Annotated in this window: 15 protein-coding genes; 5 read left to right on the plus strand and 10 right to left on the minus strand. The window is 62.5% G+C overall.

All coding sequences use genetic code 11. The annotated features are described in order from the left end of the window. Positions 1 to 5: 5 nt before the first annotated feature. On the minus strand, positions 6 to 914 hold the full coding sequence (locus LDN90_RS01410; RefSeq protein WP_223947633.1) for an SGNH/GDSL hydrolase family protein: 909 nt from the start codon (positions 912 to 914) through the stop codon (positions 6 to 8). A 108-nt stretch (positions 915 to 1,022) separates the two neighbouring features. On the opposite strand from LDN90_RS01410, the gene LDN90_RS01415 reads away from it, so the two are divergent. Next, entirely contained in the window at positions 1,023 to 1,778 is a 756-nt protein-coding gene (locus LDN90_RS01415) for a ZIP family zinc transporter (RefSeq protein WP_216922463.1), read from the plus strand. A 96-nt stretch (positions 1,779 to 1,874) separates the two neighbouring features. Here the strand turns inward: LDN90_RS01415 and LDN90_RS01420 are convergent, their stop codons facing one another. Together LDN90_RS01420 and LDN90_RS01425 are read right to left on the minus strand one after the other, a co-directional pair. Further along, entirely contained in the window at positions 1,875 to 2,336 is a 462-nt protein-coding gene (locus LDN90_RS01420) for a hypothetical protein (RefSeq protein ID WP_216922461.1), read from the minus strand. A gap of 136 nt (positions 2,337 to 2,472) precedes the next feature. Continuing rightward, a complete protein-coding gene (locus LDN90_RS01425; protein ID WP_216922849.1) occupies positions 2,473 to 3,180 on the minus strand; it encodes a FadR/GntR family transcriptional regulator in 708 nt (235 codons plus the stop codon). Positions 3,181 to 3,296: 116 nt separating this feature from the next. On the opposite strand from LDN90_RS01425, the gene LDN90_RS01430 reads away from it, so the two are divergent. Continuing rightward, positions 3,297 to 4,250, plus strand: coding sequence for a cation transporter (locus LDN90_RS01430; protein ID WP_216922459.1), 954 nt, complete (start codon positions 3,297 to 3,299; stop codon positions 4,248 to 4,250). On the opposite strand, the gene LDN90_RS01435 is transcribed toward LDN90_RS01430, so the two are convergent. After that, positions 4,247 to 5,077, minus strand: a complete 831-nt coding sequence (locus tag LDN90_RS01435) for a helix-turn-helix transcriptional regulator (protein WP_216922457.1) — start codon at positions 5,075 to 5,077, stop codon at positions 4,247 to 4,249. The two genes, LDN90_RS01430 and LDN90_RS01435, sit on opposite strands and share 4 nt — an antisense overlap. An 86-nt stretch (positions 5,078 to 5,163) precedes the next feature. Between LDN90_RS01435 and ilvD the strand changes: the two genes are divergently transcribed. Then, the gene (gene ilvD / locus LDN90_RS01440) at positions 5,164 to 7,026 is read left to right on the plus strand and encodes a dihydroxy-acid dehydratase (RefSeq protein WP_223947634.1); all 1,863 of its coding nucleotides are present in this window, start codon (positions 5,164 to 5,166) and stop codon (positions 7,024 to 7,026) included. A 7-nt stretch (positions 7,027 to 7,033) separates the two neighbouring features. Here ilvD and LDN90_RS01445 read toward each other — a convergent pair whose 3' ends face one another. Beyond that, positions 7,034 to 8,848, minus strand: a complete 1,815-nt coding sequence (locus tag LDN90_RS01445; protein ID WP_223947635.1) for a thiamine pyrophosphate-requiring protein — start codon at positions 8,846 to 8,848, stop codon at positions 7,034 to 7,036. A 116-nt stretch (positions 8,849 to 8,964) separates the two neighbouring features. On the opposite strand from LDN90_RS01445, the gene LDN90_RS01450 reads away from it, so the two are divergent. After that, positions 8,965 to 9,210, plus strand: coding sequence for a hypothetical protein (locus LDN90_RS01450; protein WP_216922452.1), 246 nt, complete (start codon positions 8,965 to 8,967; stop codon positions 9,208 to 9,210). 3 nt (positions 9,211 to 9,213) lie between these two features. Here LDN90_RS01450 and LDN90_RS01455 read toward each other — a convergent pair whose 3' ends face one another. Both LDN90_RS01455 and LDN90_RS01460 read right to left on the minus strand, forming a co-directional pair. Beyond that, positions 9,214 to 11,370 carry a glycogen debranching N-terminal domain-containing protein gene (locus LDN90_RS01455; RefSeq protein ID WP_216922450.1) on the minus strand — a complete coding sequence of 719 codons (2,157 nt, stop codon included), beginning with the start codon at positions 11,368 to 11,370 and terminating at the stop codon, positions 9,214 to 9,216. A gap of 188 nt (positions 11,371 to 11,558) precedes the next feature. Continuing rightward, positions 11,559 to 11,816, minus strand: coding sequence for a hypothetical protein (locus LDN90_RS01460; RefSeq protein WP_223947636.1), 258 nt, complete (start codon positions 11,814 to 11,816; stop codon positions 11,559 to 11,561). 165 nt (positions 11,817 to 11,981) lie between these two features. On the opposite strand from LDN90_RS01460, the gene LDN90_RS01465 reads away from it, so the two are divergent. Next, positions 11,982 to 12,338 carry a cupin domain-containing protein gene (locus tag LDN90_RS01465; RefSeq protein ID WP_223947637.1) on the plus strand — a complete coding sequence of 119 codons (357 nt, stop codon included), beginning with the start codon at positions 11,982 to 11,984 and terminating at the stop codon, positions 12,336 to 12,338. A gap of 88 nt (positions 12,339 to 12,426) precedes the next feature. On the opposite strand, the gene LDN90_RS01470 is transcribed toward LDN90_RS01465, so the two are convergent. The 3 genes from LDN90_RS01470 to LDN90_RS01480 are packed head-to-tail and all read right to left on the minus strand — an operon-like array spanning position 12,427 to position 15,909. Continuing rightward, complete coding sequence (locus LDN90_RS01470; RefSeq protein ID WP_223947638.1) at positions 12,427 to 13,119, minus strand: GntR family transcriptional regulator; 693 nt, start codon at positions 13,117 to 13,119, stop codon at positions 12,427 to 12,429. A 39-nt stretch (positions 13,120 to 13,158) separates the two neighbouring features. After that, a complete protein-coding gene (locus LDN90_RS01475) occupies positions 13,159 to 14,613 on the minus strand; it encodes an NAD-dependent succinate-semialdehyde dehydrogenase (protein ID WP_223947639.1) in 1,455 nt (484 codons plus the stop codon). 42 nt (positions 14,614 to 14,655) lie between these two features. Then, complete coding sequence (locus LDN90_RS01480) at positions 14,656 to 15,909, minus strand: aspartate aminotransferase family protein (RefSeq protein ID WP_223947640.1); 1,254 nt, start codon at positions 15,907 to 15,909, stop codon at positions 14,656 to 14,658. Between the last annotated feature and the right edge of the window lie 76 nt (positions 15,910 to 15,985).

The following is a 15,985-nucleotide window of genomic DNA, read 5'->3' on the forward strand; positions in this document are numbered from 1 at the left end:
TTTCTTCAGGGTTCCCGCTCACTGTGCACGTTGTGCGGATCCGTTCCCACGTACGTCCCCGGCGGCATCCCGGCGCCAAAAACGGGCCCGGGATCCGGCCGCTTGGGGTGTCGGTTGTCGTCGGCGAGCCTTTGCGTGAGGCGTTGAAGAACCCAGGGAACCAGGTGTTCCCGTGCCCAGACGATGTCGTCCGCCCTCGCCTCCCGCCACGTACGTGGAGGCAGGGCCTTGGGAACCATCGGCTCCAAAGTGTGCGGGACATTGAGCGTATCCAGCACCATCGAGGCGATGGTGTGCTGGCCTAGCGGGGAGAAATGCAGCCGATCCGGATCCCACATTTGCGGGTTGGTGAGCTGACGCAACGCCCAGAGGTCGGCGATCACGGCGTCGTGGCGGGCCGCGATGATGCGCATGTTTTCGTTGAAGATGGCTACCTTGCCACGGGTGTGTCCGAGTACCGGGGTTGCACCCCAGTCGGGGCCGGCGAACAGCAGGATTGTTGCGCCGGTGGCCGCCAGGACTGTCACACCTGAATCAAGTTCGAGGGCGAGTTTGTCGGGATCGCTCCTATGGAACAGCAGGTCATTTCCACCGGCGTTGAGCGTAATGAGATCCGGCTGCAGCTCTAGGGCCGGGGCCACCTGCTCCTCCAGGATCTGGTGGAGCAGCCGTCCGCGCACTGCAAGGTTGGCGTACGCGAAGTCCTCGTGGCCGGCGCTCAGTTCTTCCGCGACCCTGTCAGCCCAGCCCCTGAGTCCGCCGGGGCTGCCGGGCTCCGGATCGCCCACCCCCTCGGTAAAGGAATCGCCCATCGCCACATAGCGGCTCCACGGGTGCAGGCGGTTCCCGGATCCGGTGGGACCCGGCGCCGGACTTCCATTCCCGCCACGACCGTCGGCGCTGGGCGCGTTCATTCCCCCATATTGCGCTCTCCCGCGGAGCAACGCCATGGGTTGTGCGGATTAGTAGTAAGTGTGCTTACCATGCAGGTTCGAGCCGGTTGCGTGGAAGGGCAAGGAATCATGCCGATGTGGCTGCAGGCGCTGATGTGGGGAACCGTTGCCGGGGGGGCGTTGGTCCTTGGATCCGGAATTGCCTGGCTATGGAAAGTCCCGCCAAAAGTCGTATCAACCATCATGGCCTTCGGCGCAGGCGTGCTGATCTCGGCACTCGCATTCGAGCTCGTCGACGAAGCGGTGGAGGGCGGTGGCCTGTTGCCGACGATCGGCGGATTCCTTGCGGGGGCTGTGATCTTTGTCGGTTCGAACGTTCTCCTGAACCGGGCAGGCGCCAAGCACCGGAAGCGTTCCGGCGGACGGCAGCCCTCCGAGAAGGAGTCGCCCGGCAGCGGCACAGCCATCGCGGTGGGTGCACTCATCGATGGCGTGCCCGAATCGGTGGTCCTCGGGCTTGGGCTTCTCGCTTCAGGCACCGTCAGTCCTGCCATGCTCGCTGCAGTTTTCATTTCCAATGTGCCTGAGGGGCTGTCCAGCACAGCGGGGATGAAGAAGGCGGGACGCAGCCGGGCCTACGTTTTTGGAACGTGGACCGGGATAGCCGTCTTCAGTGGGCTTGCCTCCCTGCTGGGATACACGGCCCTGGAAAATGCACCCGAGGCCCTTATCGCCTTCATTACCGCCATTGCCGCAGGCGGCATACTGGCCATGCTCGCGGACACGATGATTCCTGAGGCCTTCGAAGAACACCACAACCTGACCGGGTTGACTGCAGCCGTAGGCTTCCTCACCGCATTCACGATCCATCGCACTGGGGGTTGAGGAAATGCCGGGGGGTTGACGGGCCTGGGTCAAAAAATCCGGGGTGCAGAAGAACGACGGCGGTACGCACCTATGGCGCGTACCGCCGTCGTTGTTTCAAAAGCGGATGTGGACTGCGAAGCTGGCCTCGGGGTGGCCGGTGTAACGGGACGCGGCGTTGCGGGCAGCCGCCGGTATGTCGACGAAGCTCCGGGCTGTAGTTGTGAGCCCCGGGTAGTCGTCGAATGCCAACGTCAGCCGGCCGTCAGCAGCGTGCTTGATGTGCACAGTGATGATTGTTTTCGGTGGCTCCGGCGGAAGGTCAGCTGTGGTGAGCGAGTAGTAGGGCGTGGTTCTTCCGCGGATATCGGCGGGAACGTTTGCCCGGATGGATCCTTCTTCCTCCAGTTCGGAGAGGCGGGCCTTGACGGTATCTTTGCAGGCTGTGACGCCGTGGGTGATATCTGATACTTTGCTTGCGCCATTGCGAGCAAGGTAGTTGAGGATTTGGCTTCTGGTGAGTTGGGTTCGGGTCTGGCTCGTGGTTCGGGTGGGGGCTTTGATGGAAGTCGTTGTCATGGCCGTGTCCAAGCGGTCGACTTTTTTGTCATCATTTCCTATGGTCAGGCACCCCGCGGGGCGCAATGAGACGGGGCGGATTCGTCGTTGAACCCGTCCGAATGGTGTGGTGGGCTGCGTTGTTCGATCCAGGGCTTTAGGGCGCCGAGACCGGTAGGACAGCCCCAAGCGATCCTTCTACGCCATGAAGGTGCCGCATCATGGCGATCCCGGCATCTTGAGCCGAGCCATTTTCGATGGCTTCAAAAATGGCCGCGTGCTCGAGTCCGGATTCCTTCCTCCGGTCCACAACCTGGTTCAAGGTGCTGGACTGGTTGGCCATGGCCTCCTCGATGTCTGAAAGCATCGACGCGAAGACGCCATTGCCACTGCTGCGGGCGATGATCGCGTGGAACTCGGAGTTGAGGATGACCCACTGTTCCAGATCATCTTCTTCATCCATGGCCCGCAGGATTTCCCGGAGTGATTCCACATCCTGCTGGCTGCGGTGTTCCGCGGCCAAGCTGGCGGCCGGCACTTCAATGTGAGGCCGTGCCTGCAGGAGTTCGCGCGCCGAGTATTTGCCCAGTTTCAGGTCCTGGCCAACTTTGTCGGCGATGACGAAAGTGCCCTTGCCCGTCCGGGTTACGGTCAGGCCCAAGGCGTTTGAAGACTTCAGGGCCTCGCGCACCATGGTCCTGCTGACGCCGAACTGCTGCGCCAACGTGGCTTCCGAATCCAGGCGCGAACCTACTGGAAGGCTGCCGTCTTCAATGGCAGCCCTCAGGGTGGCAAGCACTGCCTCGGCGGCACCGACCCTTACGACTTTGGTTTGTCCAGCAGTCCAGCTGTCCAACAGGCTGATCATGGAATGAATATGGCATGGCTCACAGAGTGGGGCAACTTGTTACGCAGGGAGTTGCGCTGCTATCCCGACCTCCACTGCTGCTTGACGGGCCTCCGGTTGGGTACGGTATCTCCATGGCGGCATCCGAGAAGCGTGATAAGCCCAGCTCCACGCTGTTGACCGTTGCCATTGCCTTTGCGGCTAACGCCCTCGTTGCGGCGGCCAAATCGGTGGCTGCCGTCATCACCGGATCTGCTTCCATGACCGCCGAAGCCGCGCATTCCTGGGCGGACACCGGTAACCAGGTATTCCTCTTCGTGGCGGAACGACGCTCCCGGCGCCCTCGGGATGACAGCCATCCCATGGGTTATGGCAGGGAAGCATACGTCTGGTCCATGTTTGCCGCTTTCGGGCTGTTCACCGCGGGCGCAGTGGTGTCCATAATGCACGGCATCCAGCAGATCATCACGCCGGAGCCCGCCTCGGACTTCCTGGTGGCGTACGTGGTCCTGGCCGTGGCCTTTGTCCTGGAAGGAGTTTCGTTTGTCCAGGCCTTCCGCCAGACCAGGAAGATGGCGCAACAGCTGGAACGGAACACCCTGAAGCAGGTCCTTATCAGCTCGGATCCCACCTTGCGGGCCGTATTCGCAGAGGATGCTGCTGCACTGATCGGCCTGGTGGTCGCGTTTGCCGGTGTGTTCCTGCACCAAGTCACGGGTTCGGCCGTGCTGGACGCCGTCGGCTCGATCATCGTCGGTGTTCTGCTGGCGGTTGTTGCCGTGGTGCTGATCGACCGGAACCGGCGCTTCCTGGTAGGCCAGGGCGTCACGCCGGACATTGAACGTTCCATCGCCCGCCGTGTGCTCGAACATAGGGACATTGCCCGGCTCACCTACCTCCATGTGGAGTTCGTCGGTCCGCGCAAACTGTACGTCGTGGCCGCCGTCGACCTCCAGGGTGACCACCCGGAACACCAAGTAGCAGTTGCCTTGCGCCGGATCGAGCGTGAGCTTGAGGACCATGAGACCGTGGAGGAGGCTGTGCTCACGCTGGCTACTCCGGATGAAACTGCCTGGCCAGGGCGTTAGCTACTGCCCATCAGCCGCTGCATCTGCTCGGCTGCGTCGCTCCCGGGCGCCGGTGTGTAGACCACAATGTGGAGATCGGGCCTGTCCGACGGCGAGACCTGGTGGTGCTCCAGCTGCAGCACGCCCACCGCGGGGTGATGGAAAAGCCGTTCCCGGGACTCGAAGCCCAGGATGTCGTAGCGGTCCCAGCTTTCCTGGAACTCCGGGCTGGCTTGCTTGAGCCGTTCAACCTGGAACTCAACATCGGGATCGCCAAGTCTCTGACCCGTTTCGGCCCTGAACTCGGCAAGGAACCGCTTGCTGGTGACGTCCCAATCCGGGAGCAGGTCACGGACATAAGGATCGGTGAACACCAGCCATAACAGGTTCCTGTCCGAGGCGTCGAAGGTCGCGATGTTCGGGTACAGGGCTTGGTAGGCCTGGTTCCAGCCTGCGACGCCCCAGTCCGGCGAGAGTGCGTAGGCCGGGTTGGGGTCCAAGGCGTCGAGCAGCCGTTGCACGTGTGGGGGAGCATCAGCTGCAACGGGCCCCTTTGGCATGGCGGACGAATATCCGCCTAACGACAGGACGTAGCTGAGCCCGGTGTCGGATAGATGCAGCGTGCGGGCTACGGCTTCGAGCACCTGCCGGGAAGGGCTGATATCCCGGCCTTGCTCAAGCCAGGTGTACCAGGTGACGCTGACTCCGGACAGGAACGCGATCTCTTCCCGACGGAGGCCCCGCTCCCGGCTGCGCCCTACTGGAGGAAGACCGTAGTCGGAACGCAGGGCCTGGGTACGGCGGGTCCTGAGGAATAGTCCCAGTTCTTTGCGTCTCTCATCGTTCACGGAGTCAACACTATTACTCTGTTACTTTCACTACTAGTAGCAGGGCCGTCTTCCACGCGACGCGGAACACCAGCAGGATGGTATACATGCCTGCACTTCGCTCTAGAACAGTCACCCACGGCCGCAACATGGCCGGCGCCCGCGCACTGCTGCGCGCCTCCGGCGTCGCCAACACGGACATCGGTAAGCCGATCATCGCTGTCGCCAACAGTTTCACCGAGTTCGTACCCGGCCACACCCACCTTGCTCCCGTGGGCCGGATCGTCTCCGATGCGATCCTCGCCGCCGGTGCAGTGCCGCGCGAATTCAACACCATCGCAGTGGACGACGGCATCGCCATGGGCCACTCGGGCATGCTCTACTCCTTGCCGTCCCGCGACCTGATCGCGGACTCCGTTGAGTACATGGTCAACGCCCACTGCGCCGACGCATTGGTCTGTATCTCCAACTGCGACAAGATCACCCCCGGTATGCTCATGGCGGCCCTGCGCCTGAACATCCCTGTTGTATTCGTTTCCGGCGGTCCCATGGAGGCCGGCCGCGTGACCCTGACAGACGGGTCCGTGCGCTCCCTGGACCTGGTGAACGCAATTGCCGACGCCGTGGACGAGTCCATCTCCGATGAAGACATCAACCTCATCGAAGAGAACGCCTGCCCGACATGCGGTTCCTGCTCGGGCATGTTCACCGCCAACTCCATGAACTGCCTCGCCGAGGCCATTGGCCTGGCCCTGCCCGGCAACGGCTCCGTGCTTGCGACCCACACCGCCCGCAAGGCGCTGTACGAGAAGGCGGGCGCCACGATCGTCGAACTCGTGAAGCGCTATTACGACGGCGACGACGACTCGGTCCTGCCTCGCAACATCGCCACTGCCGAGGCTTTTGACAACGCCATGGCCCTGGATATTTCCATGGGCGGCTCCACCAACACGATCCTGCACCTGCTCGCCGCGGCCCAGGAAGCGGGCGTGGATTACGGCCTGGCCGAAATGGACGCCAAGTCCCGTCAGGTGCCCTGCCTGGCCAAGGTGGCCCCGAACGTGGCCGGAGACAAGACCTATTACATGGAAGACGTGCACCGCGCCGGTGGCATCCCCGCCCTGCTGGGTGAACTGAACCGCGGCGGCCTCCTGCACAAGAACGTCCACTCCGTGCACTCCAACGATTTGGACGGGTGGCTGGACGACTGGGACATCCGCGGCGGCAAGGCCACCGAAGAAGCCGAGGCGCTGTGGCACGCGGCTCCCGGTGGCGTCCGCTCCTCCACTGCGTTCTCGCAGTCGAACGAGTGGACCTCCCTGGACACCGACGCGGAGGGTGGCTGCATCCGCTCCGTGGAGCACGCCTACTCCAAGGACGGCGGCCTGGCTGTGCTGCGGGGCAACGTCGCCGTGGACGGTGCGGTTGTGAAGACGGCCGGCGTGGACGAGTCCATCTGGATCTTCGAAGGACCCGCTGTTGTGTGCGAGTCACAGGACGAAGCCGTGGAGAAGATCCTGAACAAGACCATCAAGGAAGGCGACGTGGTGGTCATCCGCTACGAAGGCCCCCGAGGTGGACCAGGCATGCAGGAAATGCTCTACCCCACCTCGTTCCTCAAGGGCCGCGGCCTGGGCAAGAAGTGCGCGCTTATCACGGACGGCCGTTTCTCCGGCGGTACCTCAGGCCTCTCGATCGGGCACATCTCCCCGGAAGCTGCCTCGGGTGGCGCGATTGCCTTGGTGGAGAACGGCGACATCATCAGCATCGATATCACCCAGCGCTCCCTCCAGTTGCAGGTTTCCGACGAGATCCTCGCCGAACGCCGCGAAAAACTGGAAGTCAACGGGGGGTACAAGCCGAAGGACCGCGAACGCCACGTGTCTCCCGCGCTCCGTGCCTACGCCGCCATGGCGCTCTCGGCGGACAAGGGAGCCGTGCGCGACGTTTCTTTGGTGGAGAACCTCTAGGCTACGTTCAGGCCGGGTCCCGGAGACGGGACTCGGCCTCCGCATAGCTATCCAGCAGCTTCCGGGCGCGCTCGCCGTCGCCGCCTTCATCGGCCAGCGCGGACCGCATGTCTTCCAGCTTCCTTTCTCCGGCAGGGAAGGGCGGAAGCAGTGGGATGTCCGGGTCTGTCAGGACCTCCAGGACTGCAGGGCGGTCCAGCGAGAAAGCGTAATCCCACGCGTCGCCGAGCTTGGCCGGGTCCTCCACGCGTATTCCGGCCAGGCCCAGCAGCTCCGCATAGGCGGCATAAGGAAAGTCCGGGATCTCCTGGCTGGCATTGAACCGCGGTTCGGCCTCGTTTTCGCGCTGCTCCCAGGAGACCTCGGCAAGGTCGCGGTTGTTGAAAACGCACACCACGAACCGGGGATCGGCCCAGTTGCGCCACCGATGCGCCACGGTGATCAGCTCCGCAATGCCCAGCATCTGCATCCCGCCATCGCCTGCAAGAGCCACCAGGGGCCGGTCCGGGTAAGCAAGCTTGGCAGCCAGGCCATAGGGAATCGCGCAGCCCATGCTGGCGAGCGTGCCGCTCAGATGGGCCGGGACGCCGGGCGGAAGGGTCAGTTGGCGGGCGTACCAGTAAACGCAACTGCCGACGTCGATGCTCAACTGTGCGTTGTCCGGAAGCCTGCCGTTGAGTTCGCGGACCACGAGTTCCGGGTTCACGGGATCTGCGGGGATGTTGGCGCGTTCCTCTGAAAGATGACGCCAGGCGCGGACCTGGCTTTCGACGTCGGAACGCCACTGGGAACGTGCGCTTTCCGGCTGGTTGGGCTGCTGATCGAGCCGCCGGGTGAGTTCGGCCAGCGACGCGGCCGCATCACCCACCACTCCAACCTCCACGGGGTAACGGTTGGCAACCTTCCGGCCATCAATGTCGATCTGGACAGCTTTGGCAGTTCCAGGTTTCGGGTAGAACTCCGTCCAGGGATCGTTGGAGCCGATAATCAGCAGTGTGTCGCAGTTGTTCAGGACGTAGGTGCTGGCAGAAGTGCCGAGGTGGCCCATGGTGCCGGAAGCGAAGGCCAGCGTCTCGTCGACGTAGGGCTTTCCCAGCAGGCTGGTGGTGATGCCGGCCCGCAGCTTTTCGGCCAGCGCTTGGGCCTCGGTCCGGGCACCCCGCGCTCCCTGACCCACCAGGAACGCGACTCGCTCACCTTTGGAAAGGATCTCGACGGCGGCATCCAGGTCTTCCTCACGCGGCATCACCCGTGCGGGGTGCCATACAGGGGCGGTGACAACGATTCCGTGCTCATGTTCGAGTTCGGGAGCCTCGGCCGACTGGATGTCGTGGGGGATGATCACGACGCACGGGGACTTCGTCTCCAGCGCTGTACGGAACGCGCGATCCAGGAGCATGGGGACCTGTTCCGGGGAACTGGCGAGCTGTGCAAATTGTGCCGCAACGTCCTTGAACACTGTCAACAGGTCGATTTCCTGCATGTACCCGGAGCCCAGGACGGTGGTGCTTTGCTGGCCAATGATCGCCACCACTGGAACGCCGTCCATTTTGGCGTCGTAGAGTCCGTTGAGCAGGTGGATAGCTCCCGGACCTTGCGTCGAAGTCACCACCCCGACGCCGCCAGTGTATTTTCCGTGCCCTACGGCCATGAAGGCGGCTGCTTCTTCGTGCCTTGCCTGCACGAATTCCACCGCATCCTGAGCTCTACGGAGCGCGCCCATGAAACCGTTGATGCCGTCCCCGCTGTATCCGAACACCCTGTCCACGCCCCACGCTTGAAGGCGTTCGACGATGAGATCCGAAACCGTTCGCTGGGCCACGCCCGAAATTCCCTTCGCTAGGTACTATCGTCAATTGTTGACAATTGCTACGCTGGATTCATTACCTCAAACCGGGCTTTGCATCCGCCAAAAGCCCCTTGCGTGAAGGACCTGCCATGAAGAAGCGACGCCCCGCTACCCCGACTCCAGAGCTCGTTGAAACATCGCGCACCGGGCACCACTGCCCCAAGACCGGATGGTGGTCTGTCGCGGGAGATCCACGGGCCACGCGTCTCATCACGAAGGGTGAGGTGATGCCCGCCCTGCACGGCACGCCAGCTCTCTGGATCATGCGCGAAGCCGCCGGTATCGTGGGCGAAACAGCCGCCCGTCCCGCAGCCGATTTGCTGACAACCTCATAACTGTCAGACCTCCTTCCGGAGGCCGGCCTGCTGCACAAGTTCGGTCAACCAGGGCCGGTGTCCTTTATGGAAGACCATCCCTTCCGGAAGCCCCTGCACGGTGGGAACGGAATCCGCGATATCGATGGTTACCCGGCCTCCACCCATGGGCGCATTGGTGATATGCAGGTCCCCGTAGGACGCCGGCAGCTGGGGATCCATCCAGAACCCCCCACGGGACACATGGGTGTCGTATCTCATCAGGCTGGTGACCAGTTGGATGGGCGAGGTGGCTGCCCATGCTTGTGGTGAGCACGCGGTGGGATACGGAACGGGCTCGCTGTATTGCTCCCTGCTGAAGCCACAGAACAGCTCCGGGAGGCGACCCTCGGAGTAATCGGCAGCCTCGAGCAGGGCTGTCGAAATGCGCTGGGCCTCCTCCACGAATCCGTAGCGCATCAGGCCGGCGGCAATCACGGCATTATCGTGCGGCCACACCGAACCGTTGTGGTAACTGGCCGGGTTGTAGGCGCCCATATCGGTTCCGAGGGTACGCACCCCCCACCCGCTGAACATTTCGGGAGACATCAGCCGTTCGGCCACCAGCGGCGCCTTGTCCTCGTCCACCAACCCCACCCACAGGCAGTGCCCCATGTTGGAGGCGCACGCGTCAACCTGCCGTTTCCTGCCGTCCAAGGCGATGGCGTAATAGCCGCGGTCCGGCATCCAGAATTGCTCGTTGAACCGGACTTTTAGCTCCGCTGCCCGATCGGCGAGTTCCCGCGCCAAAGGTGCGTCTCCGGCGTCGTACGCTATCCACGCCCGTGCCATGTACGCGTCATACACGTACGCCTGAACTTCGCAGAGGGCGATAGGCGGCTCCGCGAGGCGCCCGTCGGCAAAATTGATGCCGTCCCACGAGTCCTTCCAGCCCTGGTTGATCAGTCCGCGGTCATTGAGCCGCTGATACTCGACGAATCCATCGCCGTCCCTGTCGCCATAGTCCCGGATCCAGTCCAGGGCACGGTCCGCGTTGGGCAGCAGGGCCGCAATGGTGTCTTTGGCGAACCCCCACCGGCTGACCGAACCCAGTAACACCACGAACAGCGGAGTGGCATCGATGCTGCCGTAGTAAACGGATTTCCCGCCGAGCGACAGGCCGCTGGAGACATCCAGCCTGACCTCATGCAGGATCTTCCCGGGCTCTTCCTCACTGATGGGATCCACCACCTTGCCCTGCCGGTCAGCAAGCGTTTGCAGGGTGCCCAGCGCGAGGGACGGATCAACGGGCATCGCCATCTCCGAAGCCCAGAGGGAGTCGCGGCCGAAAAGCGTCATGAACCATGGCGCTCCGGCCGCCACAACCACCCTGTCCGGGTGTGTGGGGTCTTCAATGCGGAGGGCGCCAAGATCGTCATAGCTGCGCCGCAGCGTCCTCTCGATGGAGTGGTTGCCCATGTGCAGCACGGGAATTTTGGCCACCCATTCCTGGCGACGCAGATCGCTGCGGGACAACTCGCCGACGGCGGGACGCACCACAGGAGCCACCGGCGCCCCTCCCTCGGTTCCGGGAGTAATGGTGACCACGGTGCTCCAATGCCCCCGTGGAGGGATGGTGGTCCGGTATCTGAGGCCCTCGCGGGTCGCCTCGGCAACATCGGAACTTACGACGACGGACTTCCGGACATCCTGCCAGCGGGAGCGGATGGTCAGCGTGTTGTGGTGGTACTCGCGGGATTCCTCCCACTGCCTCTGGACCCGTGCTTCCTTGACTTCGAAAACGTCCGCGAAGTCCGAGCCCACTGCGAATTCGACCAAACATTCCACGGGTTCCATCGAATGGTTGCTGACGGTGACATGCTCCACCATTCCCACGCCTACTTCCCGTAAGCGCTCCACGATGAGCGGCGTATCCGCATATCCGTCAGACCGTGTGATGCGGCCGGCGAAGGCTGCCCTGTAGGGCTCTTTTGTCTGGGCGGTCAGTGGCTCAAGCGGCTGGCCGTTGATGGTGAGGACCCAATAGGACAGGACCCGTGTGTCCTGGAAAAACATGCCGTGGGGATGATCAGGGTGAATGTCCCCATTAGGCAGGGAGATGCAGAAGGACGTGCCTTCCACCAAGGTGACAGTCCCGGCGCCGAGAGGTCCGGCTGCTGTATCTGCATTCCATCCAGCCACTGTGAGGCTCCTCTAAGAACCAAGGACGGCCAGTCCCTGTCCCGGGCTCCCGGCTGTCCTGCTACATCGTCACCTCGACCGTACTCTTGCCGGCCGGCCGGGGCTAGAGCCTTGGTAGCTGTTGCTTGCCTTGCGCTGTCAGTCCGGAGGGCTGTGGGTCCGGGGCGCTGTGAGTCCGGAGGGGGCTGTCAGCCTTGGGAGGCGACCAGCAGATCGTAGTCATCATCGATGTGGAAAAGCCGCCGTTCGCCGATGCGGTCTATTACCCAGATCGTTTGTCCGTCCGCAGTCCGGTCGTCCACGGTGCCCCTGTGGTATTCGTAGCCGCGCAGGCTGAGCGAAACTACGTCTCCAGCTTCCAGGGAGTTCCAGAGCGATGTCCTCCGGCTTTGCGCGCTGCACGCGGCAGGGGTACTTTCCAGGCTGCTTTTCCAGATGAGTTTCATGGGAAATGTTCTCCTTGGTGACGGGGCTGGCATCGGTGCCAAGGCGTCCCGCGAATATTTTCTCCTCAAGTCTATCGTCGATTGTTGACAATTGCTAGGATGGAGACTGTGCTTTCCAAAGACGGCAGGCACGTTCAAAAGGGCGCAGTCCCAGAAGGAGAATCCATGATCAAGGCCACTGTCATGAGCGACGCAACAACGCAGGACCCGGGGGAGCACATCCCCAAAGCAACCACCAGCACGCCGGGCCAGACTGAGGTCTCGTTCCGTCTGTGGGCCCGCGACAACCACAAGACAGGCATCTGGGAGGTCACGCCCGGTGTCTTCAAGAGCACCCGCCCGGGTTACGACGAGATCTGCCAGATCCTCAGTGGCAAGGGGACCATCACTGAAGAAGACGGAACCAGCTTCGACATCGGTCCCGGAACGTTGTTCGTTACTCCGGCAGGATGGACGGGCACCTGGACCATCCACGAGACACTGCGGAAGATGTGGGTTGTCACGGACGTTCCCACGAACTAACTGCACAAGCAAAGTAGCTGCACAGGCAAGCTAACTGCAGGAAGGGCCCGGTTCAATTGAACCGGGCCCTTCCTGTATGGAGACTTTCCTAAGCAGTAATTCCCGTTGCTTCGGGGCTGGCGGTGAGGTCCTCCACTGCCTTCTGCATATGGCGTTTGATGGCCTGCTGAAGTCCGCTGCGGTCCCGGGCTTCAAGGAACTCCAGGATCTGCTGGTGCTCCTGCACAAGAACATCAATGCGGGGGTATGCCACCTCCAGGCTCAAAATACACATCCTGGATTCGGCTGCGAGAGTCTCATAGATCCGTATCAGCCGCGTGTTTCCAGTGCCTGAAACGAAGGCGGTGTGGAATTGCATGTCGAGACGGGCAATGGCCTGCCAGTCCGAGGCCGCAACCTGCTTGGCCATGTTCCGAATGATGCCCTTGAGCTCGCGGCAGGTGTCTGCCACCTGCTCCGAGTCCGAGTCCAATAGCGTGTTTGCCGCGGCCAGTTCCACGGCTTCACGAACGGCGTAGATCTCCTTGACATCCTGCGTGGAAAGTTCCAGTACGAAGACGCCGCGGTTGCGCTTGCTCACCAGGATCCCCTCCTGGCACAGCCGCTGGAGAGCCTCGCGGAGCGGACCCCGTGAAGTGCTCAGCTGGCTGGCCAAGGCGGATTCGTTGACCTGCTGTCCAGGGCTGAAGGCCCCTTGGACAATAAGCTCACGCAGCTGATCAGCGATCAGCTGTGCCGTGGGCCGGCCTTCCAATACGAACATTCCCTCTGGTGCCGCCATTGACATCCCCTCATTCCATGCTTCGGCAATTTGAAACTGTTAGACCGCTATTGCTGTGTACTTGTACTCCAGGAATTCGTCGATTCCAATTTTTCCGCCCTCGCGTCCGAGCCCGGATTGCTTGACGCCGCCGAACGGTGCTGCGGGGTTGGAAACCAGGCCGGTGTTCAGGCCGACCATTCCCACTTCCAGTTCCGCGGAGAACCGCAGGGCCTTGTCCATGCTCTCTGTGAACACGTACCCCACCAGGCCCCACTCAGTATCGTTGGCCAGGCGGAGGACTTCGTCCTCACTATCGAACGCGGTGATCGCTGCGACCGGGCCGAAGATTTCCGTGCTCATCAGTGCGGCGTCCTTGGGCACGTCCACCAGGACGGTGGGGGTGTAGAAGTAGCCGGGACCTTCGGGACGGCTTCCACCGGTGAGCACACGTGCTCCCTTGGAGACCGCATCCGCAACGAGGCTTTCGACCTTTTCCAGGCCCTTCTGTTCAATGAGGGGCCCGACGTCGGTGCCAGCAACAGCGCCGTCGCCTACCTGTAATTCTGACATCTTTTTGGAGAACTTCTCGCCAAATTCCTCTACGACCGAGCGGTGGACGAAGAAGCGGTTTGCTGCCGTGCAAGCCTCGCCCATGTTCCGCATCTTGGCATTCATGGCACCGTCCACGGCCTTTTCGATGTCTGCATCGGCCAGGACGATGAACGGGGCGTTACCGCCGAGTTCCATGGAGGAGCGCATCACGTTGTCGGCCGCCTGCTTCAGCAGGACCTTGCCCACTTCGGTTGAACCGGTGAAGCTGATCTTGCGCGCGATGCCACTGTCAGTCCAGGCCCGGACCACCGTGGAGGCGGTGGAGGTTGTCACAACGTTCAGCACGCCGTCGGGAAGACCGGCTTCCTTGAACAGGGCCACCAAGGCCAGTGACGTCAACGGTGTCAGCTCGGCAGGCTTGAACACCATGGTGCAGCCTGCAGCGACGGCGGGCGCGATCTTGCGGGCACCCATGGCAAGCGGGAAGTTCCACGGAGTGACCAGGACTGAAGGGCCCACCGGTTCCTTGGTGATGAGGATACGGGTGTTTCCATCAACGGAGGAGGCACTGTCACCGCCAATGCGGACTGCTTCTTCCGAGAACCAACGGAGCATTTCGGCGCCGTAGGCCACCTCGCCCCTTGCCTCTGCCAGTGGCTTGCCCATCTCCGCCGTCATGATGGCTGCGAGCCTGTCCGTGTTGGCGATCACCAGATCAAAGGCGCGTCGGAGAATGTCACTTCGTTCGCGGGCGGTGGATTTGCTCCACTCCCCCTGAGCGCGACCCGCTGCCTGGATGGCCAAGGCGGCGTCTTCAGGACCGCCGTCGGCAACGTGGGCAATCACTTCGTTCGTAGCAGGGTTCTCAACGGCGAAGGTGGCACCACTGGCTGCCTTCTGCCATGTTCCGTCAATGAACAGGTCCGTTGGGATGGTGGTGGGATCAAAGGAGGTGGTCATGGTCGCTCTTTCGGTGATCAGGGGGAGTAATGATCGGGGTGACTAGGAGGTGGCCGTCTTGAGCGCTTGCGTGAACTTGGACAGGCCTTGCTGAATTTCATCGCTGCTGACATTCAGGGCGGGGATGAGGCGAATGACGTTGCCGTGCGGACCGCATGTGAGGAGCAGGAGCTCTTCCTTGATGGCGGCCTGTTGGACGGCGAGGGCAGTTGCCGCGTCCGGGGTGTTGTCGGCAGCGGTGAACTCGACGCCCTGCATCAGGCCACGGCCACGCACATTGCCGATTCCCGCGAATTCCGTTTGCAGATTGTCCAGTCCTGCCCGCAGTTCGTCACCGCGCAGCAAGGCGTTCTCCACGAGGTTCTCCCGCCGGATCACACCCAAAGTTGCGACGCCGGCTGCTGCCGCGACTGCGTTTCCGCCATAGGTTCCGCCCTGGGAACCTGGCCACGCCTTGCCCATCAAATCTGCGGAAGCGGCGATTGCGGAGATGGGGAAGCCACTGGCTAGTCCCTTGGCGGTGATCACGACGTCGGGGCTGATTCCGGCCCAATCGTGTCCCCAGAACTTGCCGGTGCGGCCGACTCCAGCCTGGACCTCGTCCAGGATCAGGACGATGCCGTGCTTGTCGGCGCGCTCACGCAGGCCTTGGAGGAATGCGACGGGGGTGGGGATGTACCCGCCATCACCCAGAACCGGTTCGATGATGAAGCCGGCGGTATCGCTGGGGGCGCTGATGGTCATCAGAAGGTGGTCGAGTTCCTTCAAGGCAAAGTCGACGGCGGTGGCTTCGTCCCAGCCGTAGCGGTACCAGTGCGGGAACGGGGCAACATGCACGCCGCCCATGATGGGGGAGAACCCTGAGCGGAATTTGGTTCCCGCGGTGGTCAAGGAGGCGGCCGCTACGGTGCGCCCGTGGAAACCACCCTGGAAGGAGATGATGTTGGGCCGTCCCGTTGCCATGCGGGCCAATCGGATGGAGGCCTCCACTGCTTCGGAGCCGGAGGTTGCGTAGAAGACGCTGTCCAAGCCCTGGGGCAGGACGCCGCCCAGGAGTTCCGTGAGTTCCAAAAGGGGCTTGTGCATCACGGTGGTGTACTGGGCATGGACAATCTTGCCCACCTGCTCGCGGGCTGCGGCCACCACGTCGGGGTGGCAGTGTCCGGTGCTGGTGACGCCGATTCCGGTGGTGAAATCCAGGTACTTCTTGCCGTCTGTGGCGTGGATCCAACTACCGGACGCATAGTCCACGACCACTGGAGTGGCTTGCTTCAGGATGGGGCTAAGTGTTGCCATGGCTTCATACTTTCTTAGTAAGTGTAGATTGTCAACAATACACGATTCGCGGGCCTTTAGCCCGCGAATCGTGTTG

This window comes from Arthrobacter sp. NtRootA1 (genome assembly GCF_019976975.1).
Lineage (GTDB): Bacteria > Actinomycetota > Actinomycetes > Actinomycetales > Micrococcaceae > Arthrobacter > Arthrobacter aromaticivorans.

Excerpts from the sequence above, each read along its gene's own strand:
- LDN90_RS01410 (WP_223947633.1), bottom strand. The coding sequence starts at position 914 with ATGAACGCGCCCAGCGCCGACGGTCGTGGCGGGAATGGAAGTCCGGCG.
- LDN90_RS01415 (WP_216922463.1), top strand. The coding sequence starts at position 1,023 with ATGCCGATGTGGCTGCAGGCGCTGATGTGGGGAACCGTTGCCGGGGGG.
- LDN90_RS01420 (WP_216922461.1), bottom strand. The coding sequence starts at position 2,336 with ATGACAACGACTTCCATCAAAGCCCCCACCCGAACCACGAGCCAGACC.
- LDN90_RS01430 (WP_216922459.1), top strand. The coding sequence starts at position 3,297 with ATGGCGGCATCCGAGAAGCGTGATAAGCCCAGCTCCACGCTGTTGACC.
- ilvD (WP_223947634.1), top strand. The coding sequence starts at position 5,164 with ATGCCTGCACTTCGCTCTAGAACAGTCACCCACGGCCGCAACATGGCC.
- LDN90_RS01450 (WP_216922452.1), top strand. The coding sequence starts at position 8,965 with ATGAAGAAGCGACGCCCCGCTACCCCGACTCCAGAGCTCGTTGAAACA.
- LDN90_RS01460 (WP_223947636.1), bottom strand. The coding sequence starts at position 11,816 with ATGAAACTCATCTGGAAAAGCAGCCTGGAAAGTACCCCTGCCGCGTGC.
- LDN90_RS01465 (WP_223947637.1), top strand. The coding sequence starts at position 11,982 with ATGATCAAGGCCACTGTCATGAGCGACGCAACAACGCAGGACCCGGGG.
- LDN90_RS01470 (WP_223947638.1), bottom strand. The coding sequence starts at position 13,119 with ATGGCGGCACCAGAGGGAATGTTCGTATTGGAAGGCCGGCCCACGGCA.
- LDN90_RS01475 (WP_223947639.1), bottom strand. The coding sequence starts at position 14,613 with ATGACCACCTCCTTTGATCCCACCACCATCCCAACGGACCTGTTCATT.
- LDN90_RS01480 (WP_223947640.1), bottom strand. The coding sequence starts at position 15,909 with ATGGCAACACTTAGCCCCATCCTGAAGCAAGCCACTCCAGTGGTCGTG.